Here is a 22,890-nt window from a genome sequence, read left to right on the forward strand (position 1 = left end):
CGACGGTGTTCATCCCTCGGACCCGGCCTGCAGCGCGGTGCTCAGGGCTGCCGCGGTCAGGTCCAGCTGCCATTCGCGGGCGCCGCGTTCGCGCAGGTGCGCCGCCACGGATTCGGTGTCGAGCTGCTTCGGCGGGGTCCAGCACATCCGCCGCAGCAGATCGGGCAGCAGCAGGTTCTCCGCAGGCAAGCCGTTCGCCTCGGCGATCTCCGAGATCGCCGAGCGCGCCGCGGACAGCCGCGCGGCGGCGGCCGGGTCGCGGTCCGCCCAGCGGTTCGGTGCCGGCGGGCCGTCCTGCGGCGGGGACGCGACCGGCAGCTCCGCGCCGGTGAGTTCGCGGGCCGAGCGCAGCGCGCCCAGCCAGGTCGATGCCCGGCGCCGTTGCTGCTTGCCGCCGTAAACCGGCAGCGCGGTCAGCTCCTCCGCGGTCTTCGGGTCGGCCTGCGCCGCCTGCACCACCGCGGAGTCCGGCAGGATCCGGCCGGGTGCGATGTCGCGCTCGGCCGCGATGCGGTCCCGGGCCTCCCACAGCGCACGAACGGCGGCGAGTTGGCGGGGATTGCGCAGCCGGTGGATCCCGGAGGTGCGCCGCCACGGCTCGGGGCGCGCACGGGGTGGTTCCGCGGTGCGAACCGCGTCGAACTCCTGCCAGGCCCAGTCCAGCTTTCCCTGGCGTTCCAGTTCGGCGCGCATCGCCTCGCGCAACGCGATCAGCAGTTCCACGTCCAGCGCCGCGTAGACCAGCCATTCCTGCGGCAGCGGCCGACGCGACCAGTCCGCGGCGCTGTGGCCCTTCTCCAGCCGGAAACCGAGCATCCGCTCGACGAGAGCGCCCAGCGACACCCGCTCGAACCCGGCCAGCCGACCGGCGAGTTCGGTGTCGAACAACCGCTCCGGCCGCAGGTCCAGCTCGGCCAGGCACGGCAGGTCCTGCGAAGCGGCGTGCAGCACCCACTCGGTGCCCGCCAGGGCCGCAGCCAGCGGCCCCAGGGCACCGTTCAGCGCGACCGGATCCACCAGTACGGTTCCCGCCCCTTCCCGGCGCAGTTGCACCAGGTAGGCGCGTTGCGAGTACCGGTAGCCGGACGCGCGTTCGGTGTCCACCGCGACCGGACCGGACCCCGCGGCCAGTGCGGCCGCGGCGGTCTCCAGCGCTGCCGGTGATTCCACTACCGGCGGGACGCCGTCAGCGGGCTCGGTGAGCAGCGCGGGCTCGGGGCGGTCGGGTTCGACGGACTCGGGACAAGCAGCTTCCACGGCTATCAGACCTTACGTGTTGCGGTCCGCCCGCGGGAGCGACCAGCCCGAGGCCCGCCGTGCCCGACCGGACCCGACGATCGCGGTGGGACTTCGGATCACTCGATGATCAACCGGTCATCTGATCACCCCGGCCCGCATGGCCAGGGCAACCATCTGCGCTCGGTCTCCGGTGCCCAACTTGCGGCCGATCCGCGACAGGTGGCTCTTCACCGTGAGCGCGGAGAGGTTGAGCGCCTCGCCGATCTCCTTGTTGGATCGGCCATCGGCCACCAGTTGCAGCACCTCGACCTCACGCCCGGAAAGTTCCCGTGGCGTGTTGTCGGTTCCCGGGACCCGGGTGCCCGCTGCGAGCACCGGAGCCACGCTGGGGTCGGCATACACACCGCCGTCCAGAACGCGGCGCACCCCGTCGGTGACGACCATCGGCGAGGCCGACTTCAGCAGGTACGCCTGAGCGCCTGCCTGGAAGGCGGCCCGGACCGCATAGGGGTCGTCGGACGAAGCGAGCACCACGATCCGCGGCCAGCCCTGGGTACGGAGTTCCGTGACCAGGTCGATGCCGGTCCCGTCGGGGAGTCCGAGATCGAGTATCGCGAGGTCGCACGGACCGGTCGCCAGGGCGCGAGCCCTGGCCTCGGCCATCGAAGCGGCCTCGTGCACCGTGCCGGCGCCCATCTGCAGCAGCCGGGCGGCGATGGCCTCCCGGAGCAGCGGATGGTCATCCACCACGAGCACCGTGAACAGCTCTTCCCGCGGGTGCGGGACCATGTTGGCCGGCAACGCGCCGGCGGGCGTGGTTCGAGCGGCCTGACCTAAGCCGACGGCAGCCACGTCACTACCTCCCTGGAGTCGGTCGTGCCCCCCGACCGGCACCGGGACTCTCGACCAATCAGCCGCGCCACTGATCGACCGAAAGTGGTGTCGTCGGGGGCAGCGTAACCGCCCAAGCGGGTCAGCGGGACGATCAATCGGGTATGTATCCCGATCGAGTTGTCACAGCGGTCCGTTTTTGTCACTCGATCGGGTGGGTGCGGGGGATTTCCGTAACGCCGGAACGTGGTTGAACGACACACCTAGTTTGCACATCGCAAAAACGTTGCCGAAGCAACCAGCTGCGGGATTTTCGGGGTCCTCGTGAGGGGAATCCCGACGCTTCGCGCGCGGCGCCCGGCCGTGCGCGCGTGGCCGCTCGGCGCCGGCCGTTCCGGATCAACGCGGCGCAGCGCCACCGGCTCGCTGGTTGAGCAGCGAGACGCCCTCGGGAGGCAGGCCCGCGGCACTCGCCAGCAACTCCTGGAAGGCGATGGCGTGCGCGCCGAGGTCCTCCCCGCCCGGCGTCCACGAACCGCGCAGCTCCAGATCGTGACTGCGCGGCGGGCCCGCGATGTCGCCGAATCGCGCCGAAGAGGTCAGCGTCACCGTGCCGCCCAGCCGGTCCGCCGCCGCGCCCGCCTCGTGCAGGGCGTCGGTCAACCAGGACCAGCCGACGCCGGGAAGCAGCGGATCGGCGGCCAGCTCCGGATCGAGCTCGGCCCGCAGGTACACCACCAGCCGCAGCACGCCGTTCCAGGAGTCCGGCTCGTCCGGGTCGTGCAGCAGCACCAGCCGGGCGGTCGCGAGTTCGTCGGCGGGTCCGTTCGCCTCCGCCGCGACCGCGTAGGCCCACGGCGCGAGCCGCTTCGGGGGACGCACCTCGCTGACCGCCACCCCCGTGCGCTCAGCGGGTGCGGCCAGTGCGGCAACTGCCTGCCGGAACGTCTCGGGCACCGCCGCCATCTCCGTCACGGGTCGGGACCGTAGTCGGCCCGCTCGGCGGGGTGTAGGAGCCACGCCGGGCACCCGCACGCCGAAGCTGATCTTGCCCGCGCGTCCGGGCGGAAGGGCGTCTGCGAAGATGTCCGGTACGGCGCACCGCACCCCGCGCGGCCGGCGGAGTTCGGCGAGCGGAAAGTCGAGCAAGCCCGCTGTCGAACCGGGGGAACCGCCCGGGCCGTCGCGACGGTCGAGCGCCGCGACTCCATTCATCGAGTACGGACGCGCCATGACTCAACCCGCACCGGTCTCGGCTCGCCGGGACCTCACCGACGCACCGCTGCTGGTCGCCGCGCGCGGCGGCACTCCCCGGCACACCCCGGTCTGGTTCATGCGCCAGGCAGGGCGGTCGCTGCCGGAATACCGGAAGGTGCGCGAAGGCACCCCGATGTTGCAGGCGTGCCTGACTCCGGACCTGGTCAGCGAGATCACCGCGCAGCCGGTGCGCAGGCACGGCGTGGACGCGGCGATCCTGTTCAGCGACATCGTGCTGCCGCTGTACGCGGCCGGTGTCGGGCTGGACATCGTCGCGGGCACCGGCCCGGTGGTGGCCGAGCCGGTGCGCGATCCCGCAGCGGTCGCAGCACTGCCCGAGCTGGATCCCGAGCAGGTCGCGCCGGTCGGCGAGGCCGTGCGGCGGCTGCTGGGCGAACTCGGGGACACGCCGCTGATCGGTTTCGCCGGTGCGCCGTTCACGTTGGCCTCGTACCTGGTCGAAGGCGGTCCGAGCCGCAACCACGAGCGCACCAAGGCGCTGATGCACTCCGACCCGCGCACCTGGCACGCGCTGCTGGAGAAGCTGGCCGAGACGACGCTGACCTTCCTGCGCGTGCAGCTGGCGGCCGGAGTGGACGCGGTGCAGCTGTTCGACTCCTGGGCGGGCGCGCTGTCGCTGCGGGACTACCGCGAGTTCGTGCTGCCGCACAGCCGCCGGATCTTCGAGGGCGTCGCGGAATCCGCCCCGGACGTCTCCAAGATCCACTTCGGGGTGGGCACCGGTGAGCTGCTCGGCGCGATGCGTTCGGCGGGTGCCGACGTGGTCGGCGTCGACTGGCGGGTGCCGTTGGACACCGCGGCGCAGCGGTTGCGCGAGGCCGCTCCCGGGACCGATCCGGTGGTGCAGGGCAATCTCGACCCGGCGGTGCTGTTCGCCGGGGACGAGGCCGTCGAGCGGGAAGTGCGCCGGATTCTCGCGGACGGCCGCGCCGCGGGCGGGCACGTGTTCAACCTCGGGCACGGCGTGCTGCCCACCACGGACCCGGACGTGCTGACCCGGATCGTGCGGCAGGTGCACGCCGAGAGCGCCCGGTCGTGACAGGACCGCGGATCGCGGTGGTAGGTGGCGGCGTCAGCGGCCTGGCCGCCGCGCACCGGCTGCGGACCGCGCTGCCCGATGCGGAGATCGTGCTGCTGGAGCAGACCGACCGGCTGGGCGGGAAGCTGCGCACCGCGAAGCTGGCAGGCCGCGAGTTCGATCTCGGCGCGGAGGCTTTCCTGGCCCGGCGCCCGGAAGTGCTGCGGTTGGCCGAGGAACTCGGAATCCCGGGCGAAGTCGTGCACCCCGGCGGTGCTTCCGCGCGGGTGCGCGCCGGCGGGCGCATCCATCCGCTGCCTGCGGGTGGCGTGATGGGGGTGCCGTCGGATCCGGAGGCGGTGCGCGAGGTGCTGTCCGAGGACGGAATGGCCGCGTTGCGCGGCGAGGCGCAGCTGCCTCCGCTGGACCTGCGCGGCGCGGACGTCTCGGTCGGCGCACTGCTGCGGGAACGCGTCGGCGGCGAGGTCGTGGACCGGCTGGTGGAGCCGCTACTCGGCGGGGTCTACGCGGGCAGCGCGGACGGGCTCGGGCTGCGCGCGACGGTCCCGGCGCTGGCCGCCGCGCTGGACGCGGGCGCCGAATCGATCACCGCGGCCGCCGCGGCCGCGCTGCCGCCGCCGACCTCCGGACCGAAACCACCGGTGTTCGGCGCCTTCCGGGCCGGATACGGCGAACTCGTGCAGCGCTTGGCGGAGTCCTCGCAGGCGCGCGTGCGGCTCGGACAACCGGTCCGGGCGCTGCGCCGCGGCGGTCCCGGATGGCTCCTGGAGATCGGCCCCGCGCCGGATCCCGAGGTGCTGGACGCGGACGCGGTGGTGCTCGCGGTGCCCGCCCCCGCCGCCCGGCGGTTGCTCGCCGAGGAGGTCCCGGCCGCGGCCGAACTGCTCTCCGAGGTCGAACTGGCGTCGATGGCGGTGCTCGGCCTGGCGTTGCCCGCGGACACCGAGCTGCCGGACGCGTCCGGCACGCTCATCGCGCGCGGCGAGACGCACGCCGACGGCACGCCGTTCACCGCGAAGGCGTTCACCTTCTCCAGCCGCAAGTGGCCGCACCTGGCAGGCAGCCGCGGTGAGCTGCTGGTGCGCGGTTCCGTCGGCCGATCCGGGCAGGACGAGCTGCTGCGGCTCACCGACGCCGAGATGGTCCGCCGGGTCGTTGCCGATCTGCGCGAGATCAGCGGGCTCGCGGTCGAACCCGTGGACTCCGCGGTCGTGCGCTGGGGCGGCGGTTTGCCGCAGTACGCGGTGGGCCACCTGGACACCGTCACCGAGCTGGAACGAGCGGTGGCCGGTGCGGGCGGTTTGGCGCTGGCCGGTGCTGTGCTGCACGGAGTGGGCGTGCCCGCGTGCGTGGCCACCGGTGAAGCGGCCGCGAGTGCCATAGCAGAACACCTCGTGGCCGCCTGACTGCCCAGAAGTGGGACCATGGCCGCATGGCGCGGCTGAACTACTCCGAACTCAACGAAACTCTCCGCTACACCATGTGGTCGGTTTTCCAGGTCGAGCCGGGCGCGTTGCCCGAGGACCGGGAGAAGGCCGCGGTGGCCACCCGCGAATACCTCGACGGTCTCGCCGAATCCGGCGTCGTGGTGCGCGGCGTCTACGACCTCGCCGGGTTGCGCGCGGACGCCGACTTCATGATCTGGTGGCACGCCGAGCAGATCGAGCCCCTGCAGGCCGCCTACGCCGGTTTCCGCCGCGGCACCACGCTCGGCGAGGCTTCCGAGGCGGTGTGGAGCAACGCGGCGCTGCACCGGCCCGCGGAGTTCAACAAGAGCCACGTGCCGGACTTCCTGGTCAACAACGAACCGGGCGACTACCTCTGCGTCTACCCGTTCGTGCGCTCGCACGACTGGTACCTGCTGCCGGACGACGAGCGCCGCACGATGCTCAAGGACCACGGCATGGCGGCCCGCGATTTCCCGGACGTGCGGGCGAACACGGTGTCCTCGTTCGGGCTCGGCGACTACGAGTGGATCCTCGCCTTCGAGGCCCCGGAGCTGCACCGGATCGTCGACCTGATGTGGAAGATGCGCTACACCGAGGCGCGGCGGCACGTGCGCGAGGAGACGCCGTTCTTCACCGGCAAGCGCGTGGACGTGGCGGACCTGCTCGAGCGGCTGCCCTGACGCTCAGCGGTTTCCGGACCGGTGGACTGCCGACGAGCACGACGCGCCAACCGGCCGCGGCCGCGCGACCATTTCGCGCGGCCGCACCGGCGGTTCGGAGATCACCCCGCGCCTAGTTGAGGCTCACGCCGCTCGCTTGTCCCTGACGAGCTGGTGCGCCCGCTGGTAGGGCCTTGGTCGGTCACTGCGCGGGCACCAGGCGCAGTGCGATGGAGTTCATGCAGTAGCGCTGGTCGGTGGGGGTGTCGTAGCCCTCGCCGGTGAAGACGTGGCCGAGGTGGCTCAAGCAGGTCGCGCACAGCACCTCGGTGCGGACCATGCCCATCGAGCGGTCCTCGCGCAGGATCACCGCGTCGGTGTCCCGCGGGTCGTAGAACGACGGCCAGCCGCAGTGCGAGGCGAACTTCGTCTCGCTGCGGAACAGTTCCGCGCCGCACGCCCGGCACTCGTAGACACCGGTGGTGTCGGTGTCGACGTACTCGCCGCTGAACGGCGCCTCGGTCGCCGCCTGGCGCAGCACGGCGTACTCGTTCGGACTGAGCTGTTGCTGCCATTCCTGCTCGGACTTGGAGACCTTCGGAGTGGCGCCCGCGACCGGATCCATGCCTCCACGCTAACCCTTCCGGTGATCGACTGCCCGTGCCCGGTCAACCGGCCAGCGCTTCGGCGACCAGCCGCAGCCCGGTCCACACCAGCATCAGCGCCGACGGGCCGACGACCAGCAGCACGATCAGGGCCACCACGAGTCGCCGGTGGCCCCCGGCGCGGTTCGCCCCGTCCGCGAAGTCGCCGACGCCGCGCAGCATCCCCTCGACGGTGGCGGGCGAGTTCGGGTGCTCGATCTTGTCCAGGTGTTCGGCGAACCGCCGCACCTCCGGATCCTGCGGGTCCAAGCCGACGAGGTCGTCGGCGAACCTTCCCTGCGGGCCGCGCGCCTCTGGATCGTCGGCCCCGTGTCCCGGCGGCATCGGCCCACGTTAACGCTCCGGCGGCGCCGCTGTGCTCCGCTGAACACAGGCCGCTGGAGCTGCCGCGCGCGCAACGGCGCTCGGGCCGGGTCGGCGGCCTAGTCTGGCGGCGTGGCCGAATCCTCGTTGGAACTGGACGTCGCAGGCAGGACGGTCCGGGTTTCGCACCCGGACAAGGTGTACTTCCCGGCGCGCGGATTCACCAAGCGCCAGGTCGTCGAGTACTACCTCGCGGTGGCCGAACCGCTGCTGCGGGCCGTCGGCGACCGCCCGACGACGCTCAAGCGCTTTCCCGGCGGCGTGACCGGCGAGCCCTTCTACGCCAAGCGCGTGCCGAAGGGCGCGCCGCGGTGGGTGCGCTCGGTGCAGGTGACCTTCCCGTCCGGGCGCACCGCCGAGACGGTTTGCCCGAGCGAGCCCGCGGTGCTCGCGTGGGCGGCGAACCTCGGCACGCTGGACTTCCACCCGTGGCCGGTGCGCTCGGCCGACGTCGATCATCCCGACGAGCTGCGGATCGACCTCGACCCGCAGCCGGGCACCGGGTACGCGGAGGCCGTCCGGGTCGCCGAGGTGCTGCGCGAAGTGCTCGGCGAAGCGGGCCTGGAAGGATTCCCGAAGACCTCCGGCGGCCGCGGCGTGCACGTCCTGGTGCGGATCCGGCCGCGCTGGGACTTCGTCGAAGTGCGGCACGCGGTGATCGCGCTGGCCCGCGAGGTGCAGCGGCGCATCCCGCAGCACGCCACGGTCGCCTGGTGGAAGGCGGACCGCGGTGAGCGGGTGTTCCTCGATTTCAACCAGGCCGCGCGGGACCGCACCATCGCCTCCGCGTGGTCGATCCGCGCGAATCCGCGCGCGACCGTGTCCACCCCGCTGACCTGGGACCGGCTCGCCGAGGTCGAACCGGACGAGTTCGACCTGGCCACGGTGCCGGACTGGCTTGCCGAGCACGGCGACCCGCACCGCGGGCTGGACGAGCGCGCGCACGACATCACCGCGTTGCTGGAGTGGTACGAGCGCGACGAGCGCGATCGCGGTCTCGGCGAGCTGCCCTACCCGCCGGACTACCCGAAGATGCCCGGCGAGCCGACCAGGTCCCGGAAGAACAGTCCCGCGGTCGAACGGTGACCCCGTTGGCGCAGCCGCCCGTGCGCACAGCGCTTTGGTCACCCATTGCTATGTGTGCATGATCCCTGTTCAACGGGATGGACCAGACCGGGTCCCTCTGGCGGCGGTGTGCCGCGTGGCGGATGGCCGCGCACCATCGCTACTGCTGGTGTTCACCACGTGAGGAGGACCCCGATGGTTCCCACCGAGAACGAGACCGCTCCGCAGGCCGGCGGTTGCAACTGCTGCGCCAGTTGCAGCGGACCCTCCTGCGGGTGTTGCTCGAACTGCTGACGAACTCATTCGTCGCATTTCTGCACGTGAGTCCCGGGGTGGCCGCCGACCTCCCCGGGACTCACGCGCAGGTGCCCCGGCCGATCACGCCGGGCAGGCCGTCCCGGCAGCGGGTACCTCGCCGCGCACGAAGAACCGCGTGACGGCCTCCGTGACGCAGTCCGAACGGCCGAACGCGCCGTGGCCTGCGCCCAGCCAGCGAATCGGGACGCCGGACGGGAGCTGTTCGGCGAGCTGCTCGGTGCCCTTCTCCGGCATCGACGGATCCTTCGCGGTCGCCACCACCGGCATCGGCGGCAACCCCGGCGCCGACGGCGCCGGCGGCTCCTGCTCCGGTGGCGGCCACTGGCTGCACCACGCGAGCCGCTGCGCGTACATGCCGCCGAACAGCGGATGCGTGCGGACCCATTCCCCTGCGAGAGCCACGACCCGCTCCGGCGGAACCCGCAGCGCGGTGTCGTTGCAGCTGGTGATCAGGTCGCCGTCGAGCTGCGCCGGATCCTGACCGGTGTCCTCGACCAGCGGCCGGGCCAGCTCGCCGATGGCAGCTCCGTCACCGGAGTTCGCCGCGGCCAGCGCTTCCCGCAGCTGCGGCCAACGGTCGCTGTCGCCGAGCCCGCTCGCCAGCACCCGGACGATCTTGCCCGCCGTCACCGGCGCACCGGCGGCGGGCAGCGGTGCGGCCCGCGTGCGCTCCACCAGGTCCTCGACGGTGCGCCGCGGATCCGGCCCGAGCGGGCAAGGGCCGTTGGCCGCGCAGTCCTCGGCGAACGCGTCGAAGGTCCGCTCCGCGCTCTGCGCCTGCTCCTTGGCCTGGCCCATCGCGTCCATCAGCGGGTTCGGCCCGCCGTCGAGCACCATCCGGCCCACCGAGCCCGGGTAGCGCTGGGCGTAGGTCGTCAGCACCCGCGACGCCTCGCCCCTGGCCAGAGCGTGCAGCTTCGGCACGTCCAGTTCGCGGCGCAGCTCCTCCAGATCACCCGCGGTGCGCCAGGTGTCGTACGCCTGCAACCGGTCGTCGAGGTCGAGCAGGCATTCCTGGCTCGAGTCGCGCACCGACACCAGCAACCGGTCCAGCGAGGCGCGGTCGGTCGCCCGCGGGTCGAAACCGGCGATGCTTTGCCGCTGCTGCGGCGGGATGCAGTCGGCCGGGTCGGAGCCCCCGGTGCCGCGGCGGTCCATGCCGATGATCCGGAACGTGTTCAGCATCTCCGGCGGCATCCGCAGCGCCATCCGGGCGGCGACGCTGGTGCCCGGCTCACCACCGGCGTCGCCGAGCACGACCAGCGGGATGCCGCCGTTGCCGGTGCTGAGCAGCTCGGCGCGGGTGGTGCCCGCCGCTGGCGACTCCGGTGAGTCCAATGTGGTCAGCAACTGCGAGCAGGAGAACGCGGGGCCGTCGGTGGCCCCGATCTCGTCGCGGGTCTGCTGCGTGCAGTCCTTCCAGTTCAACGTGCCGCCCGCGGGTGCGCCGAGCTCGGGCACGGGAGCCGGGCCTGGCGGCGGGGGAGTGGGCGCGACCTGCTGCTCCGGCCCGCGGTAGGCCACCGCCGGGCGTTGCGAGGGACCGGCCGAACAGCCGGTGGCCAGTGCGGCCAGCAGCAGCAGAGCACCGATCCGGTGGCTGGCGCGCGGCACGGCTGCTCCCTCGACGCAGGTTTGGCTGCGGCTGAGCATCGCATGATCGGCGTGAGCCCCCGGTTAGGGGGAGCGGGCCGGGCGTGGTGAACGTCGCCGTGCTTGCGCTTGGGCGGCCGCTGCGCACCGGCTACGGTTGCTCGCCGGGTTCCCGGCGGTTCCCCCGAAGCACCGGCGTGCGGACCGGCGGAATCGCAGGCGATCGGGATGGCGGGAATCCGAATCGCGGATAGCGGCGGAATCGGAGGCGCGGACGTGGACGCGGCGAACATGGCCGGAGCATCGTGGGGCAGGCGGCGGCCGTGGGAGTCGCTTCGACCTGCCGTCGCCCGCGGTTTCGGTGCCGTCCCGCCGCCGATGCTGGTGCTGCTCGGCGTGATCAGCCTCCAGGTCGGCGCCGCGTTCGCGAAGCAGCTGTTCGCGATGGCCGGGGCCAACGGGGTGGTGACGCTCCGGCTGCTGTTCGCCGCGCTCGTGCTGCTGGTCGTCTGGCGTCCGTCGCTGCGCCTGGATCGCACGACCTGGCTGGTGATCGCCGCCTACGGGGCGGTGCTCGCGGGCATGAACATCTGCCTGTACCAGGCGATCGACCGCATTCCGCTGGGCGTGGCGGTGACCATCGAGTTCTTGGGGCCGCTGTCGGTGGCGGTGTTCGGCTCGCGGCGCAAGCTGGACCTGCTGTGGGCGGTCCTCGCCGGAATCGGCGTGCTGCTGCTGTCCCGTGTGGACGGTGGGCTGAACCCGGTCGGCGTCGGTTTCGCGCTGGCTGCGGGAGTGCTGTGGGGCAGCTACATCCTGGTGGGCGGGAAGCTCGGCAAGTACACCAGCGGTGGTTCCGGCCTGGCGCTGGGGATGGCGTTCGGCGCAGTTGTCGCGTTGCCGTTCGGGATCACCGGCTCCGGGATGCAACTGCTGGAGCCACCGGTGCTGGTGGCCGGGCTCGTGGTGGCGTTGATGTCGTCGGTGGTGCCGTACTCGCTGGAGCTGGAGGCGCTGCGCCGGATTCCGCCGCGGGTGTTCGGCGTGCTGATGAGCCTGGAGCCCGCGGTCGCCGCGCTGGCCGGGCTGCTCGTGCTGGGGGAGGCGCTGAGCGCTTTGCAGTGGGTGGCCATCGGCTGCGTCGTGCTCGCTTCGGTCGGTTCCACCCGCTTCGCCCAGTAGCGGCTCCCGCCGACCCGGTTCAGCCGGAAGTGAACGGACCGTTGGTCCCAATAGATTGGACGAGCAGTCCGTTCACTCGGAACTGCCGGGGCGCCGACACGCCCGGACGCCACCGGGCCGGGGTGATCGCCGGTGCAGCGAACGGACCGCTGGTCAAACATAGGAGCATCGAGCAGTCCGTTCACCCGGGAGGTCGCGGGGAGTTCTCCGGGAGGGCGCGCAGCAGAGCGAGCAGCGTTTCGTTGCGCGGCACCGGGATGCCGTGGTGCCGCGCCGCGCGCACCAGAACGCCGGTGATGGCCTCGTGCTCGGTGCCCAGCCCGGCCAGCCGGTCGTAGAGCATCGACGTGCCGGTGGAGTCGTCGACCAGGAAGCCGAACGCTTCGATGCTGCGGTCCACGTCGCCCTCGTCCAGCTCGGCACCTTCCGCGCGCGCCACCGCGACCGCTTCGGACAGCACCGCGCGCAGCAGCTCGCGCGCGCCGGGTTCGGCGAACACGTCCAGCCGCCGCATCGTCAGCGCGGAGATCGGGTTCGCGCCGAGGTTGGTCAGCAGCTTGCGCCAGGCCGCGCTGCGGAAGTCTTCGGTCGTGCGCACGTCCGGCCCGCTCAGCAGGCCCTCGAACCGCTCGGCGAGCTCGCAGGCGGGCACCACCAGGCTGATCGGGGAGCGGCGGACCACGTATCCGGGCCGCAACCGTTCCGCGCCCCCGTAGAGCAGCGCGGGCAGCACCGGCGAGCGCAGGCCGAACGGGGCGAGCGACGCGTGGTGCTCGATGCCGTTCTGCACCGCGACGACGGGCGTCTTCGGCCCGTCCGCGGCCCGCAGCCACCCTTCGGCGCTCGCGATGTCCTGGACCTTCGTGGTCAGCAGGACCCAGTCCACCGGGCCGAGCCGCTGCGGGTCGGTCTCGATCGCGACGGGCAGCTCGCTGCTGCCGTCCGGGTCCTCGATCACGAGCTCGTCGAACGGCGTGCGCACGCACACCGTGACTTCGTGCCCGGCCGCGTGCGCCGCTGCCGCGAGCACCCCGCCGACCGCACCCGCCCCGATCACCGCAATTCGTTGAGCAGCCACGGCCGCAGCCTACTTGTTCGTGCACCCCTCGATCAGCCGCGAGAAGCCGTTCAGCAGCTCGATCGGCACTACGTCCCGATCCCGGAGCCTCCCCGACCGGCCGCGGTGATCTCGCCGCGGAGCACCGCCTCCAGGTCGTAGCGGGTGGGTTCGTCGAGCTGGTCGTAGCGGCAGGAGGTGGCGTCGCGGTCCGGTCGCCAGCGCACGAACTGCGTGGTGTGCCGGAATCGGGATGGCGCGGCGCCTTCGGTGTGGTCGTAGCTGACTTCCACGACCCGTTCCGGCCGCAGCGGCTGCCACGGCTGTTCGGTGCTGCGCCAGCGGTTGATCGAACCGGGCAGCCTGCGGCCGTCCGCGGCGTGCTCGCCGAGCCACGGGTGCTCCCCCTCGGTGCGCAGGGTGCTGAGCTGGTCCGCCAGTTCGCGCCGCATCGCAGCCGGGAACGCGCCCACGACGCCGACGTGGTGCAGCACGCCGCGGTCGTCGTAGAGCCCCAGCAGCAGCGACCCCACCGCCGTGCCGGGTTCGGTGTTGGCGTGCCAGCGCAGCCCGGCAACCACGCAGTCCGCGGTACGCGCGTGCTTGATCTTCAGCATGGTGCGCTTGCCCGCCAGGTACGGGCTTTCCGCGTCCTTGCCGATGATGCCGTCCAGCCCGGCGCCCTCGAACACCCGGAACCACGCCTCGGCCGTGCCGTGATCGGTGGTCATCGGCGTCGCCAGCAGCTCGGGGCCGGTCAGGCCGAGCTCGTCGAGCCGTTGCCTGCGGGTGGAGAACGGTTCGGTGCGCAGGTCGTCGGAGTCCAGCGCGAGCAGGTCGAAGGCGACGAACCGCGCCGGGGTGCGCTCGGCCAGCTGCCGCACCCGGCTGGCCGCCGGGTGGATGCGTTCGCTGAGCGCGTCCCAGTCGAGGTGGTCGCCGTGCTCGTCGCGGCGCACCACGATCAGTTCGCCGTCGAGCACCGCGGGACGGGACAGCTTCGCGGCGACCGCTTCGAGCACCTCCGGGAAGTAGCGGTTCAACGACTTGCCGGTGCGCGACTGCAGCATCACGGGAGGATCCGAGGCCGCGTCGTCCGGTGCAGGCCCGCCCGGATCGGCGAAGACCAGGCAGCGGAAGCCGTCCCACTTCGGCTCGAAGCACAGGCCCGGGCGCTCCGGCAGCCCGTCGACCGGCCCGGCCAGCATCGGTTTCACCGGCGGATGCACCCGCAGCGCCACGACGACCTCCTCGGTCCGCACCAAGTTCGTCGAGTATGTGCGCGGCTCAGCGCACCCGCTGCCGCGGCGAGCGGTCCAGCTGCATCCGGACGGCGGTGGGCAGCTCCTCGGTGCCCAGCGCCCGACGGGCGCGGGAGAGGACCTTGTCGTCCAGCTCCTCCCACACGTGCCGCACGTTCGTGCCTTCCTGCAGCGACAGCGTGAGCCGGACGTTGGGCCGCTGATCGGTGCCCGCCATCCGCACCCGGGCGCGGCTGACCCCGGTGACGTTCTCCGCGTCGGCGCGCACCGCCTCGGTCAGCGCCGCGGACGTGACCGTCGCCGAGCTCTCCCCCTCACCGGTCAGCCGCAGGTCCGGCCGCCCTTCCGGGCGCAGCGACCGCAGCAGCCACCACACGCCCAGCACCGCCAGCACGACCCCGAGCGCGATGCCGATGCCGTAGACCCACTCGCTGTGGCCGCTCGCCCAGCGCGTGGCCAGCGGATCCAGCACCGGGCGTTGCGCGCGGAACCGGCCGAGCCAGCCCGCGCCCACCACCAGCGCCAGCGCGCCGACCAGCAGCAGCACCAACCCGATCACCGTCAGCAGCGACCGCTCGAAGCCGAGCGAGCGGCCGACCGCGGTGCGACTCGGGCGGGCGGGAACTTCTCGGTGCGTCATCGCCGCTCCTTCGCCGGGGAAACCGAAACCGACACCTTGGGTGCGCGTTGCAGCGGCAGCTCGCCGACCGCGCCTGCCGTGGTCTGCGACAACCGGTCGCGCAGGTCGCCGACCACCCGGAACTGCCCGGTGGCCCGCACCCGCACCCGGCGCCGGTCCGCGGTCACCGAAGCCCCGGCGACGCCGTCCTGCGCGCGGACCTGGTGCCCCACCAGCCGCGCCAGGGAACGCGGGTCGGTGGTCACGGTGACCTCGGGCGCCGGGTCGAGCAGCCGGATCTCCTTGCGGCCCGCGCGCAGCGCCGCCAGCAGCAGCACCAGCCCGAGCAGCACCACACCTGCCGACACCAGCCGCACCGGCAGGTCCTGCCAGTTCAAGCCGTCCAGCGCGGGACGGGCCGCGGACCAGGGCACCAGCACGCCACCCGATCCGCGCCGGGTCCACGCGCCGACGATCTCGACGATCAGCAGCACGCCCGCCGCGAGGGCGGCCAGCCCGGCCAGGGACGTGATCAAACGGACAACGGCACGCAAGGGCTCACTCCACTCGGTCGCGTTTCGGCGCGGGCACCAATGCCGAGACGGTGACCTCCACCGAGATCACCCGGACACCTGCCTGCCGATCCAGTTCCTCGCGGACCTTCGCGCGGACCGCCCGCACCGACTCGCCCACCGGCTCGGGATAGCGCAGCGCCAGGTCCAGCCGGATGCGCAGTTCCCGGTCCGGGCCGGACAGCTTCGCGCTGGAGCCGTGCGTGCCGACCCCCAACCCGGCGATCCGCCGCTGCGCCCGGGTGGTGCCCGCGGTGGTGTCCGCGGCGTGCTCGGCGATCTTGCGCAGCACCCCGCGGTCGATCTGCAGCGTGCCGCGCTCGGCGGCGTCCCCGGCGGCAGGCCGCACGGCGTCCCCGCCCGCAGGTTCTGCGGTGGCCTCGGCGGGTGCGCTCATCGGTCCTTGCCCCGGCCCAGGATGTCGCCGATCTCCAGCTCGCCGTCCAGCACGCGCCCGACGAGCAGGCCGATCGCGCCGAGCACCAGCGCGACCAGGAAGCCGACGAAGCCGCCGCAGGCGGCGGCCGCGCCGAGGATGAGGCCGGCGATCAGGCCGGTCTGCGTTGCGTTCATCTGGGGAACCTTCCTCGCTCTGACTCTCCCGTAGTGCGCTCAGCGCACTCGCGTGCGGCGTTTGCGCCGGTGCCACGCCCGGATCCGGTGCACCACGCCGCGCAACGGACGCGGGCCGGCGACGACGCGAACGGGCGCGTCGTAGCGGTCCGGCCGCGCGCCCGCGCCGGCCTGCCGGTCCAGCTGCGGGCACCGGCCGAGCGCACGGTCCCGCTGGGCGCGCAGCTCGGCCAGCCCGGCGGCGAACTCGTCCGGATCACCACCCGCGTCAGGGTGGTGGGCGCGGACGAAGGCGCGGTACCGCCGTTGCGCGTCTTCGTCCCGGGCGCCGGTCATCAGCGGTCCGCCTCGCCGGTGCCCGGATCATCCGCATCGACGTCCTCGGCGGTGCGGACGTCGACGACGGTGATGTCCACCGGCGCCGGACCGGTCACCTCGGCGACCAGCTCGCGCAGCTGCGCCACGATGCCCGGCAGCGGGTCGATCAGCCGGAGGACCACACCGACCTCCACCGGCTCACCGGCCGAGTCGGCGCGGACTCCGGTGACCCGTCGGCCCGGTAGGTGCGAGGCGATGGTGCCGAACGGGCCGCCGTGCAGCTCGGCCACGGCGGGGTGCGCGCGCACCGCCGCGGCCACCCGTTCCGCGATCTGCGGGGGCTCTTCGCGCGGGGGTTCGGTCATGGCAGCTCCTTCGGCCCGGACGCGGTCCCGGCGGGGCAGGCCGGGACCGCGGTGCTCACTCGACCCGGGACGAGGCGCTGCCGCCCGCCGCCGAGCCGTTCTCCTCGTCGTCGTCGGACGGCAGGTGGATGTCGTTGACCGCGATGTTGACCTCGATGACCTCCAGCCCGGTCATCCGCTCCACACCGGTGATCACGTTGCGGCGCACCGCGCGGGCCAGCTCGACGATCGACGCGCCGTACTCCACTACGATGTCCAGGTCGATCGCGGCCTGCTTCTCGCCGACCTCGACCTGCACGCCGGAGGTGGAGGTGGTGCCGCTGCCGCCGGGGATCCGCTCCCGGATGGCGCCGAAGGCGCGGGAGACGCCGCCGCCCATCGCGTGCACGCCGGAGATCTCGCGTGCGGCGATCCCGGCGATCTTCTGCACGACCGACGCGGCGATCGTCGTCTTGCCCTGCGACGTCTCGTCGGCCAGCCGGGCGGGCGAGGAGGATCCGGTGGTCACGGTCTTGCCCGCGCCCGCGGAACCGGCCTGCTCCTCGGCGTTCTGCCTGGTGCTACCACTCGTCTCGGCCATGGGTAAGGCTCCTTCCTTGCGCGCGTTGGGGGTTGTCGCCGGCGCCGCGCGAGTACCGGCGGAGTCGCCGACGCAAGATCGGATGCGGCTGATCCCGCAGCCGTCGCGCAGGTGCGACTCAAGTCACATTCGCGAGCCAATCATGATCCCTGCCGCGGCGCGACATCGGCGACCCGCACCCACACCGCGGGTGCCGCCGCGCCGAGCAGGTTCCGCAGCGCCCGCTCCAGCTCGGCACGCAACCGCGTGGTCACCTCCGGTGCGTCCAGCCCGTAGCCGACCTGCAGATCCACCCGGACCTCCTGCACGTCCCCGGTGCAGGCCAGCAGCCGGACTCCCGGCCGATCGGCGAGCAGCTCGCCGCTCAACCGCCGCGCCAGCACCAGTGTCGCCTGCGGTGCCACCCGCAGCGAGCCCTGCTCCTGCGCGATCTCCGCGGGAGAACCACCGGCGCCGTCCCGCGCTCCCCGCACCGTCAGCAGCGTGCGTTCGAGCAGACCCCTCGGCGGTTCGACGGACAGCTGCGCGGCGCGGCGCACCGGCTCCCAGCCGGGCGCCAGGTCCGCCAGTGCCGCCTGGCAGTGCGGGCAGCTCGCGGCGTGCGCGGCGAACTCCGGCGGTGCGTCCCCGGCGAGGTGCTCGACGAGTTCGCCGACAGTGCGGCCGCAGGCCAAGTGCTGGTCGGCGTCGAGGGAGGACTCACTCACGGTGCATCTCCTTCAACCTCGCCACCAGGGCCAGCCGCGCGCGGTGCAACCGTGATCGCAATGCCGCCTCGTTCACCTCTAGCACCTCGGCGATCTCCTCGTAAGACATGCCTTCGAACTCGCGCAGGATCAGCGGCACGCGCTGCGAAGGCTCCAGGGTCGCGATGGCCCGGTGCACTCGGCCGGCCTCTTCGGAGCGCATCGCGTGGTCCTCCGGATTGCCGGATTCCCGGTCGGAGACCAGATGGCTCATCGACTCGTCGCTGATGTCCATCGGGACCGCGGGCTTGCGCCTGCGCACCTGCGCCAGCGCCGCGTTGGTCACCACGCGGTAGAGCCAGGTGGTCGGCGCGGCGTCCCCGCGGAAGCGGTGCAGCGAGCGCCACGCCGAGACCCACGCCTCCTGCACGGCGTCCTCGGCCTCGGCCCGGTCGTTGAGGATCCGGTAGGCGACGCGGTACATGGCGGCGGTGTGCCTGCGGACCAGCTCGTCGAAGGCCACTCCGTCGCCGCGCTGCGCGGCGCCCATCAGGTCCCGGTCGGTGTCGACCTGCTCGGTCACCCCCGCAGTCTCCCGTAGCGCAACAGCAGCAGCGATTCCGCGTGCAGCACCGATTTCAGCCGCATCTCGCGCGCCGCGATCGGCGCACCGTGCGCGATGCGGCCTGCGTCGCCGCTGGTCAGCAGCGGGGACATGGTCAGGCACAGCTCGTCGACGAGGTCGTCGGCGATGAGGTCGCCGAACAGCGTCGGCCCGCCTTCGCCGCCGATGCGCCGCAGCCCGCGTTCGTGCAGCGCCGTCACGGCGGCGGGCAGGTCTACGGTCTCGTCGCCTGCGACGAGCACGTCGGCACCCGCGTCCGCCAGCGCCGCGCGGCGGGACTCCGGGGCGGAGCCGCAGGTCACCACGATCGGCGGCACGACCGTGTCGGTCAGCAGCAGCGAGTCCGGCTCCAGCGAGCAGCGCCGGGACACCACCGCGATCGGCGGCACCTCCGGCATCCCGAGCCGGGACCGCAGCTCGCTGCGCACCTCGGTCCGTTTCACCCCGCGGTAGCCCTCGACCAGCGCGGTGCCCGCGCCGACCAGCACGACGTCCGAGAGGCTGCGGATCAGCGCCATCACCCGCCGGTCGGCGGGCGCGGACAGCCCCCGCGAGCTGCCCCGCACGGTCACCGCTCCGTCCAGGCTGGACACGAAGTTCACCCGCAGCCACGGCCGGTCGGCCGGGTAGGCGTAGAACGCTTCGAGGTCGGCGGCCGGGATCTCGTCGGGGGACCGCTGTTCGGGAGGCCAGAGGCGTTGCACCCGCCCATCCCAACACGGGCGGCGCCCGCCCGATCGGCCGGACCCGCAGCGCTGTAGGGCCGGCGCCGAGGGGTGAGCACTGCCACCGGTCACCGGTCCGACACCGGTTATAGGGTCGGCGGCATGACCGCCGCGCGCCTCGTGGACCGCAGCCCCGAGCTGAGCCCGGACGAACTGATCGACGCGATGGCTCCGCCACCGCTGTTCGACGAGGCCCGGTTCGAGACCTACGTGCCGAACCCGGACGAGCCCAGCCAGGCCGAGGCCGTAGCGGCCTGCCGCGAGTTCGCGGGCCGGGTCGCGGCCGCCGGCGAAGGCGGCTCGTGGTGGCGAACGCTCTTCGGCCAGAAGACGGGCAAGTCCGGCGGGAAGCGCCCGCAGGCCAAGCGGGGCCTGTACCTGGACGGCGGTTTCGGCGTCGGCAAGACGCACCTGCTGGCCTCGCTGTGGCACGAGGTGCCCGGCCCGAAGTCCTACGGCACGTTCGTCGAGCTGACCAACCTGGTCGGCGCGCTGGGGTTCAGCGAGACGGTGCGGCGGATGTCCGAGCACCGCTTGCTGGCCATCGACGAGTTCGAGCTCGACGACCCGGGCGACACGATGCTGGTCACCCAGCTGATCGCGAAGCTCACCGAAGCGGGCGTGCACGTCGCGGCCACCTCGAACACGCTGCCCGGCAAGCTCGGCGAGGGACGTTTCGCCGCCGCGGACTTCCTGCGCGAGATCCACGCGATGGCCGAGCGGTTCGACGTGGTCCGGGTGGACGGGCCGGACTACCGCCACCGCGGGCTGCCCGATCCGCCGGAACCGGCCGACGACGCGGAGCTGGCCGAGCAGGCCGCTTCCGCCGCGTGCGCCACGCTCGACGACTTCGACGAGCTCTGCACCCACCTGGCCGGATTACACCCGTCGAAGTACGGCAAGCTCGTCGACGGCGTCAGCACCGTGCACCTGCGCGGACTGCACGCGGCGCCGAACCAGACGGTGGGGCTGCGCCTGGTGGCCTTCGCCGACCGGCTCTACGACCGGGCGATCCCGGTGCGGGTCTCCGGCGAGCCGCTGTCCGGGCTGTTCACCGAGGAGATGCTGCGCGGCGGCTACCGCAAGAAGTACCTGCGGGCGCTGAGCCGTCTCACTTCGCTATCCAGGGACATCGTCAAATCCTGAGTTCCGAGTGAACGGCCTCTTCGCCCGATCTATTGGGACCAGCGGTCCGTTCACTCCTGGTGGAGCACCTCGCTGATCGCGTCCAGGCCGGTGTCCAGCTCGTCGCGGCCGATCACCAGCGGGGGTGCGATCCGCAGCGTGGTGTCCTGGGTTTCCTTGCACAGCACGCCGCGCGCGGCCAGGGCTTCGCTGACCTCCCGGCCGGTCGGGCCGCCGGGAGCGAGCTGCACACCCGCCCACAGCCCGCGCCCGCGCACCTCGGTGACCCCGCGGCCGACGAGTTCGCCGAGCCGCGCGTGCAGGTGCGCGCCGAGTTCGCGGGAGCGTCGCTGGAACTCGCCGGTGGCCAGCATCGCCACCACCTCGCGCCCGACCGCGCATGCCAGGGGATTGCCGCCGAAAGTCGAGCCGTGCTCACCGGGCCGCAGCACGCCGAGCACGTCATCGCGGCCCACGACCGCGGAAACCGGCAGGATGCCGCCGCCGAGCGCTTTGCCGAGCGTGTACAGGTCGGCGCGCACCCCCTCGTGCTCGCAGGCCAGCAGTTCGCCGGTGCGGCCGAGCCCGGACTGGATCTCGTCGGCGATCAGCAGCGCGCCGTGCTCGTCGCAGGAGCGCCGCACCGCTTTCAGGTAGCCCTCCGGCGGAACGACCACACCGGCCTCGCCCTGCAGCGGTTCCACCAGCACGGCCGCGGTGCGTTCGGAGATCGCCGCTTCGACGGCCGCCGCGTCGCCGTAGGGGGTGATGCGGAACCCGGGCGTGAACGGCCCGAAGCCGCCGCGGGCGGACTCGTCGGTCGAGAACGACACGATCGTCGTGGTGCGGCCGTGGAAGCCGCCCCCGGCCACGACGATCTCGGCCTGCTCCGCGGGCACGCCCTTGACTTCGTACGCCCACTTCCGGGCGATCTTGATGGCGGATTCGACGGCCTCCGCCCCGGAATTCATCGGCAGCACCCGCTCGGTGCCGGTGAGCTCGGCCAGTTCCCGGCAGAACGGCCCGAACTGATCGTGGTGGAACGCCCGGCTGGTGAGCGTGACCCGACCGAGCTGCTCGGTGGCCGCGGCGACCAGCCGCGGGTGCCGGTGCCCGAAGTTCAGCGCGGAATACCCGGCGAGGAAGTCCAGGTAGTGGCGACCGTCCACGTCGGTCACCCGCGCCCCGTCGGCTTCGGCGATCACCACCGGCAGCGGGTGGTAGTTGTGCGCGCCGTACTGCTCGTCGAGCCGGAGGTATTCGGCCGCGCCCGAAGCGCCGGAGATGTCGGCGGCACCGGAGACGTCGGGGGCGCCCGAAGCCCCGGCGGCGGCAGGCGTGTCGGTCGAAGCGGAAGTCATGCCGCTCAGGTTATGCCGCCCGACGCCTTCGTTTCAGCCGCGCAGCATTGCTTCACGCGACTGATCGTTGCGCACTTCGGCTCCGGCGTGAAACGTTCACGCGTCGTGCGGCCGTAGGTCCGGCGGACCTGTGCGGGACGGCACGCGGTGGCTACGGTCGGGCGAACGCGGATGAACACCGCGTGTACCGTCGATGACCCAGCGTCGATGATCGGATGTCCGGGCGCGATCCCCGAGGCCTCCGTCGGCGCGAGTCCGCGCGGAGCGCACCCACGAGTGGAGGTCGCCGATGCCGCAAGACGCGCACTACCGGGTCTACCTGGGCGCTTACACCGGCCCGGAATCCGCCGCCAACGGGATCCGCCTGGCGCACGCCGACGGGACCGGGCGATTGCGGTGCACCGACAGCGTGGCCGACAGCTACGACCCGTCGTTCCTGGCGCTGTCCCCGGACGGCGCGGCGTTGTACGCGGTCAACGAGCTGGCCAGGGGACGGGTCGTGGCGTTCGCGGTGGGTGCGGACGGCCGGCTCACCGAGGTCAACTCGCAGCCCACGCACGGATCAGCGCCCTGCCACGTGAGCGTGCACCCCTCGGGGCGCTACGTGCTGACCGCGAACTACCTCTCCGGCAACGTCGTGGTGCATCCGGTCGGCGAGCGCGGGGCGTTGCGCGAGGCGTGCCACGCCGTCGAGCACAGCGGCCAGGGCCCCAACCGGCAGCGCCAGGAAGGCCCGCACGCGCACCAGATCCTGCCGTCGCCGGACGGGCGGTTCGTGCTCGCCGCAGACCTCGGCACGGACGCGGTGTACGTGTACGCCTTCGACGCGGACACCGGGCACATGGCGCTCAAGCACGAGGTCTCGCCGCAGGCGGGCGCCGGGCCGCGGCACCTCGCCTTCCACCCGGACGGCGAGCGCGCGTTCCTGGTCAACGAGCTGGACTCGACGATCGTGCCGCTGGCCTACGACCCGGAGACCGGTGAGCTGCAGCCGGGCCGCCCGCGACCGCTGGTGCCCGCGGGCCACACCGACGAGAACTTGGCCGCGGAGGTGGTCGTCTCCCCGGACGGCCGGTTCGTGTTCGCCTCCAACCGCGGCCACGACAGCATCGCGGTGTTCACCGGCGAGCTGGAGCCGCTCGGGTTCGTGCCCGCGGGCGTGCGCGGTCCGCGGCACATCGCGCTGTCGCCGGAAGGCGGGGTGCTGTACGCGGCCGGGCAGCTCAGCGAAACGGTGCAGGCTTTCGAAGTTTCGGACTCGGGCGAGCTCGCGACGCTGGGCGATCCGGTGCCCACCCCGGCTCCGGCGTGCGTGCTGCCGGTTCCGCCGCGGGCCGAGTGA

General features: G+C 72.8%; 26 protein-coding genes. 7 read left to right on the forward strand and 19 right to left on the reverse strand.

Going from position 1 to position 22,890, the window contains the following annotated elements:
- Positions 1 to 9 precede the first annotated feature (9 nt).
- From INP57_RS17440 to INP57_RS17450, 3 genes are all read right to left on the reverse strand, one after another.
- On the reverse strand, positions 10 to 1,263 hold the full coding sequence (locus INP57_RS17440) for an HRDC domain-containing protein (protein WP_200071515.1): 1,254 nt from the start codon (positions 1,261 to 1,263) through the stop codon (positions 10 to 12).
- Positions 1,264 to 1,374: 111 nt separating this feature from the next.
- Positions 1,375 to 2,091: a response regulator gene (locus INP57_RS17445; protein WP_037304891.1), complete on the reverse strand. Its 717-nt coding sequence runs from the start codon at positions 2,089 to 2,091 to the stop codon at positions 1,375 to 1,377.
- A 378-nt stretch (positions 2,092 to 2,469) separates the two neighbouring features.
- The gene (locus INP57_RS17450; RefSeq protein ID WP_374220954.1) at positions 2,470 to 3,045 is read right to left on the reverse strand and encodes a DUF3000 domain-containing protein; all 576 of its coding nucleotides are present in this window, start codon (positions 3,043 to 3,045) and stop codon (positions 2,470 to 2,472) included.
- Positions 3,046 to 3,301: 256 nt separating this feature from the next.
- Between INP57_RS17450 and hemE the strand changes: the two genes are divergently transcribed.
- Genes hemE through hemQ form a run of 3 tightly spaced genes read left to right on the forward strand, consistent with a single transcriptional unit; the run spans position 3,302 to position 6,515 of the window.
- Positions 3,302 to 4,387 carry a uroporphyrinogen decarboxylase gene (gene hemE, locus INP57_RS17455; RefSeq protein WP_200071301.1) on the forward strand — a complete coding sequence of 362 codons (1,086 nt, stop codon included), beginning with the start codon at positions 3,302 to 3,304 and terminating at the stop codon, positions 4,385 to 4,387.
- Positions 4,384 to 5,793, forward strand: coding sequence for a protoporphyrinogen oxidase (gene hemG / locus INP57_RS17460; protein ID WP_200071302.1), 1,410 nt, complete (start codon positions 4,384 to 4,386; stop codon positions 5,791 to 5,793). Before hemE ends, hemG begins: the two co-directional genes overlap by 4 nt.
- Positions 5,794 to 5,819: 26 nt before the next feature.
- Positions 5,820 to 6,515, forward strand: coding sequence for a hydrogen peroxide-dependent heme synthase (gene hemQ / locus INP57_RS17465; RefSeq protein ID WP_200071303.1), 696 nt, complete (start codon positions 5,820 to 5,822; stop codon positions 6,513 to 6,515).
- 181 nt (positions 6,516 to 6,696) lie between these two features.
- Here hemQ and msrB read toward each other — a convergent pair whose 3' ends face one another.
- Positions 6,697 to 7,119 carry a peptide-methionine (R)-S-oxide reductase MsrB gene (gene msrB, locus INP57_RS17470; RefSeq protein WP_200071304.1) on the reverse strand — a complete coding sequence of 141 codons (423 nt, stop codon included), beginning with the start codon at positions 7,117 to 7,119 and terminating at the stop codon, positions 6,697 to 6,699.
- 43 nt (positions 7,120 to 7,162) lie between these two features.
- Complete coding sequence (locus INP57_RS17475) at positions 7,163 to 7,483, reverse strand: hypothetical protein (protein ID WP_200071305.1); 321 nt, start codon at positions 7,481 to 7,483, stop codon at positions 7,163 to 7,165.
- Between the two features lie 111 nt (positions 7,484 to 7,594).
- Between INP57_RS17475 and ligD the strand changes: the two genes are divergently transcribed.
- Positions 7,595 to 8,608, forward strand: coding sequence for a non-homologous end-joining DNA ligase (gene ligD / locus INP57_RS17480; protein ID WP_200071306.1), 1,014 nt, complete (start codon positions 7,595 to 7,597; stop codon positions 8,606 to 8,608).
- A 357-nt stretch (positions 8,609 to 8,965) separates the two neighbouring features.
- Here the strand turns inward: ligD and INP57_RS17485 are convergent, their stop codons facing one another.
- Positions 8,966 to 10,519 carry an alpha/beta fold hydrolase gene (locus INP57_RS17485; RefSeq protein ID WP_307850137.1) on the reverse strand — a complete coding sequence of 518 codons (1,554 nt, stop codon included), beginning with the start codon at positions 10,517 to 10,519 and terminating at the stop codon, positions 8,966 to 8,968.
- 270 nt (positions 10,520 to 10,789) lie between these two features.
- Here INP57_RS17485 and INP57_RS17490 point away from each other — a divergent pair, with 270 nt between their 5' ends.
- Entirely contained in the window at positions 10,790 to 11,680 is an 891-nt protein-coding gene (locus INP57_RS17490; RefSeq protein ID WP_200071517.1) for an EamA family transporter, read from the forward strand.
- A gap of 181 nt (positions 11,681 to 11,861) precedes the next feature.
- On the opposite strand, the gene INP57_RS17495 is transcribed toward INP57_RS17490, so the two are convergent.
- From INP57_RS17495 to INP57_RS17550, 12 genes are all read right to left on the reverse strand, one after another.
- Positions 11,862 to 12,758: a 2-dehydropantoate 2-reductase gene (locus INP57_RS17495; RefSeq protein ID WP_200071308.1), complete on the reverse strand. Its 897-nt coding sequence runs from the start codon at positions 12,756 to 12,758 to the stop codon at positions 11,862 to 11,864.
- 68 nt (positions 12,759 to 12,826) lie between these two features.
- Positions 12,827 to 13,978: an ATP-dependent DNA ligase gene (locus tag INP57_RS17500; protein WP_200071518.1), complete on the reverse strand. Its 1,152-nt coding sequence runs from the start codon at positions 13,976 to 13,978 to the stop codon at positions 12,827 to 12,829.
- Positions 13,979 to 14,024: 46 nt separating this feature from the next.
- Complete coding sequence (gene amaP / locus INP57_RS17505) at positions 14,025 to 14,639, reverse strand: alkaline shock response membrane anchor protein AmaP (RefSeq protein WP_200071309.1); 615 nt, start codon at positions 14,637 to 14,639, stop codon at positions 14,025 to 14,027.
- Entirely contained in the window at positions 14,636 to 15,154 is a 519-nt protein-coding gene (locus INP57_RS17510; protein WP_233627755.1) for a DUF6286 domain-containing protein, read from the reverse strand. Before INP57_RS17510 ends, amaP begins: the two co-directional genes overlap by 4 nt.
- Before the next feature lie 22 nt (positions 15,155 to 15,176).
- Positions 15,177 to 15,587 (reverse strand): Asp23/Gls24 family envelope stress response protein, encoded by a 411-nt coding sequence (locus tag INP57_RS17515; protein WP_200071311.1) that lies wholly within the window; start codon positions 15,585 to 15,587, stop codon positions 15,177 to 15,179.
- Positions 15,584 to 15,763: a hypothetical protein gene (locus INP57_RS17520; protein ID WP_200071312.1), complete on the reverse strand. Its 180-nt coding sequence runs from the start codon at positions 15,761 to 15,763 to the stop codon at positions 15,584 to 15,586. Before INP57_RS17520 ends, INP57_RS17515 begins: the two co-directional genes overlap by 4 nt.
- Positions 15,764 to 15,802: 39 nt before the next feature.
- Positions 15,803 to 16,099, reverse strand: coding sequence for a hypothetical protein (locus INP57_RS17525; RefSeq protein WP_200071313.1), 297 nt, complete (start codon positions 16,097 to 16,099; stop codon positions 15,803 to 15,805).
- Entirely contained in the window at positions 16,099 to 16,446 is a 348-nt protein-coding gene (locus tag INP57_RS17530; protein ID WP_200071314.1) for a hypothetical protein, read from the reverse strand. The genes INP57_RS17525 and INP57_RS17530 overlap by 1 nt, the downstream gene beginning before the upstream one ends.
- A 55-nt stretch (positions 16,447 to 16,501) precedes the next feature.
- Positions 16,502 to 17,026, reverse strand: a complete 525-nt coding sequence (locus INP57_RS17535; protein ID WP_200071315.1) for an Asp23/Gls24 family envelope stress response protein — start codon at positions 17,024 to 17,026, stop codon at positions 16,502 to 16,504.
- A 140-nt stretch (positions 17,027 to 17,166) separates the two neighbouring features.
- Positions 17,167 to 17,733, reverse strand: coding sequence for an Asp23/Gls24 family envelope stress response protein (locus tag INP57_RS17540; RefSeq protein WP_200071316.1), 567 nt, complete (start codon positions 17,731 to 17,733; stop codon positions 17,167 to 17,169).
- The gene (locus tag INP57_RS17545) at positions 17,726 to 18,295 is read right to left on the reverse strand and encodes an RNA polymerase sigma factor (protein WP_307850138.1); all 570 of its coding nucleotides are present in this window, start codon (positions 18,293 to 18,295) and stop codon (positions 17,726 to 17,728) included. Before INP57_RS17545 ends, INP57_RS17540 begins: the two co-directional genes overlap by 8 nt.
- Positions 18,292 to 19,041 carry a pyrimidine reductase family protein gene (locus INP57_RS17550; protein ID WP_200071317.1) on the reverse strand — a complete coding sequence of 250 codons (750 nt, stop codon included), beginning with the start codon at positions 19,039 to 19,041 and terminating at the stop codon, positions 18,292 to 18,294. Before INP57_RS17550 ends, INP57_RS17545 begins: the two co-directional genes overlap by 4 nt.
- A gap of 123 nt (positions 19,042 to 19,164) precedes the next feature.
- Here INP57_RS17550 and zapE point away from each other — a divergent pair, with 123 nt between their 5' ends.
- On the forward strand, positions 19,165 to 20,208 hold the full coding sequence (gene zapE, locus INP57_RS17555) for a cell division protein ZapE (protein WP_200071318.1): 1,044 nt from the start codon (positions 19,165 to 19,167) through the stop codon (positions 20,206 to 20,208).
- Between the two features lie 50 nt (positions 20,209 to 20,258).
- Here the strand turns inward: zapE and rocD are convergent, their stop codons facing one another.
- Positions 20,259 to 21,548: an ornithine--oxo-acid transaminase gene (gene rocD / locus INP57_RS17560; protein ID WP_200071319.1), complete on the reverse strand. Its 1,290-nt coding sequence runs from the start codon at positions 21,546 to 21,548 to the stop codon at positions 20,259 to 20,261.
- 289 nt (positions 21,549 to 21,837) lie between these two features.
- Here rocD and INP57_RS17565 point away from each other — a divergent pair, with 289 nt between their 5' ends.
- The gene (locus INP57_RS17565; protein ID WP_200071320.1) at positions 21,838 to 22,890 is read left to right on the forward strand and encodes a lactonase family protein; all 1,053 of its coding nucleotides are present in this window, start codon (positions 21,838 to 21,840) and stop codon (positions 22,888 to 22,890) included.

The organism is Saccharopolyspora galaxeae (genome assembly GCF_016526145.1).
In the GTDB taxonomy this organism is placed as follows: Bacteria; Actinomycetota; Actinomycetes; order Mycobacteriales; family Pseudonocardiaceae; genus Saccharopolyspora_C; species Saccharopolyspora_C galaxeae.

Coding starts and splice junctions, on each gene's coding strand:
- hemE (WP_200071301.1), top strand. CDS start 3,302: ATGACTCAACCCGCACCGGTCTCGGCTCGCCGGGACCTCACCGACGCA.
- hemQ (WP_200071303.1), top strand. CDS start 5,820: ATGGCGCGGCTGAACTACTCCGAACTCAACGAAACTCTCCGCTACACC.
- msrB (WP_200071304.1), bottom strand. CDS start 7,119: ATGGATCCGGTCGCGGGCGCCACTCCGAAGGTCTCCAAGTCCGAGCAG.
- INP57_RS17475 (WP_200071305.1), bottom strand. CDS start 7,483: ATGCCGCCGGGACACGGGGCCGACGATCCAGAGGCGCGCGGCCCGCAG.
- INP57_RS17490 (WP_200071517.1), top strand. CDS start 10,790: ATGGCCGGAGCATCGTGGGGCAGGCGGCGGCCGTGGGAGTCGCTTCGA.
- amaP (WP_200071309.1), bottom strand. CDS start 14,639: ATGACGCACCGAGAAGTTCCCGCCCGCCCGAGTCGCACCGCGGTCGGC.
- INP57_RS17515 (WP_200071311.1), bottom strand. CDS start 15,587: ATGAGCGCACCCGCCGAGGCCACCGCAGAACCTGCGGGCGGGGACGCC.
- INP57_RS17520 (WP_200071312.1), bottom strand. CDS start 15,763: ATGAACGCAACGCAGACCGGCCTGATCGCCGGCCTCATCCTCGGCGCG.
- INP57_RS17525 (WP_200071313.1), bottom strand. CDS start 16,099: ATGACCGGCGCCCGGGACGAAGACGCGCAACGGCGGTACCGCGCCTTC.
- INP57_RS17530 (WP_200071314.1), bottom strand. CDS start 16,446: ATGACCGAACCCCCGCGCGAAGAGCCCCCGCAGATCGCGGAACGGGTG.
- INP57_RS17535 (WP_200071315.1), bottom strand. CDS start 17,026: ATGGCCGAGACGAGTGGTAGCACCAGGCAGAACGCCGAGGAGCAGGCC.
- zapE (WP_200071318.1), top strand. CDS start 19,165: ATGACCGCCGCGCGCCTCGTGGACCGCAGCCCCGAGCTGAGCCCGGAC.
- rocD (WP_200071319.1), bottom strand. CDS start 21,548: ATGACTTCCGCTTCGACCGACACGCCTGCCGCCGCCGGGGCTTCGGGC.
- INP57_RS17565 (WP_200071320.1), top strand. CDS start 21,838: ATGCCGCAAGACGCGCACTACCGGGTCTACCTGGGCGCTTACACCGGC.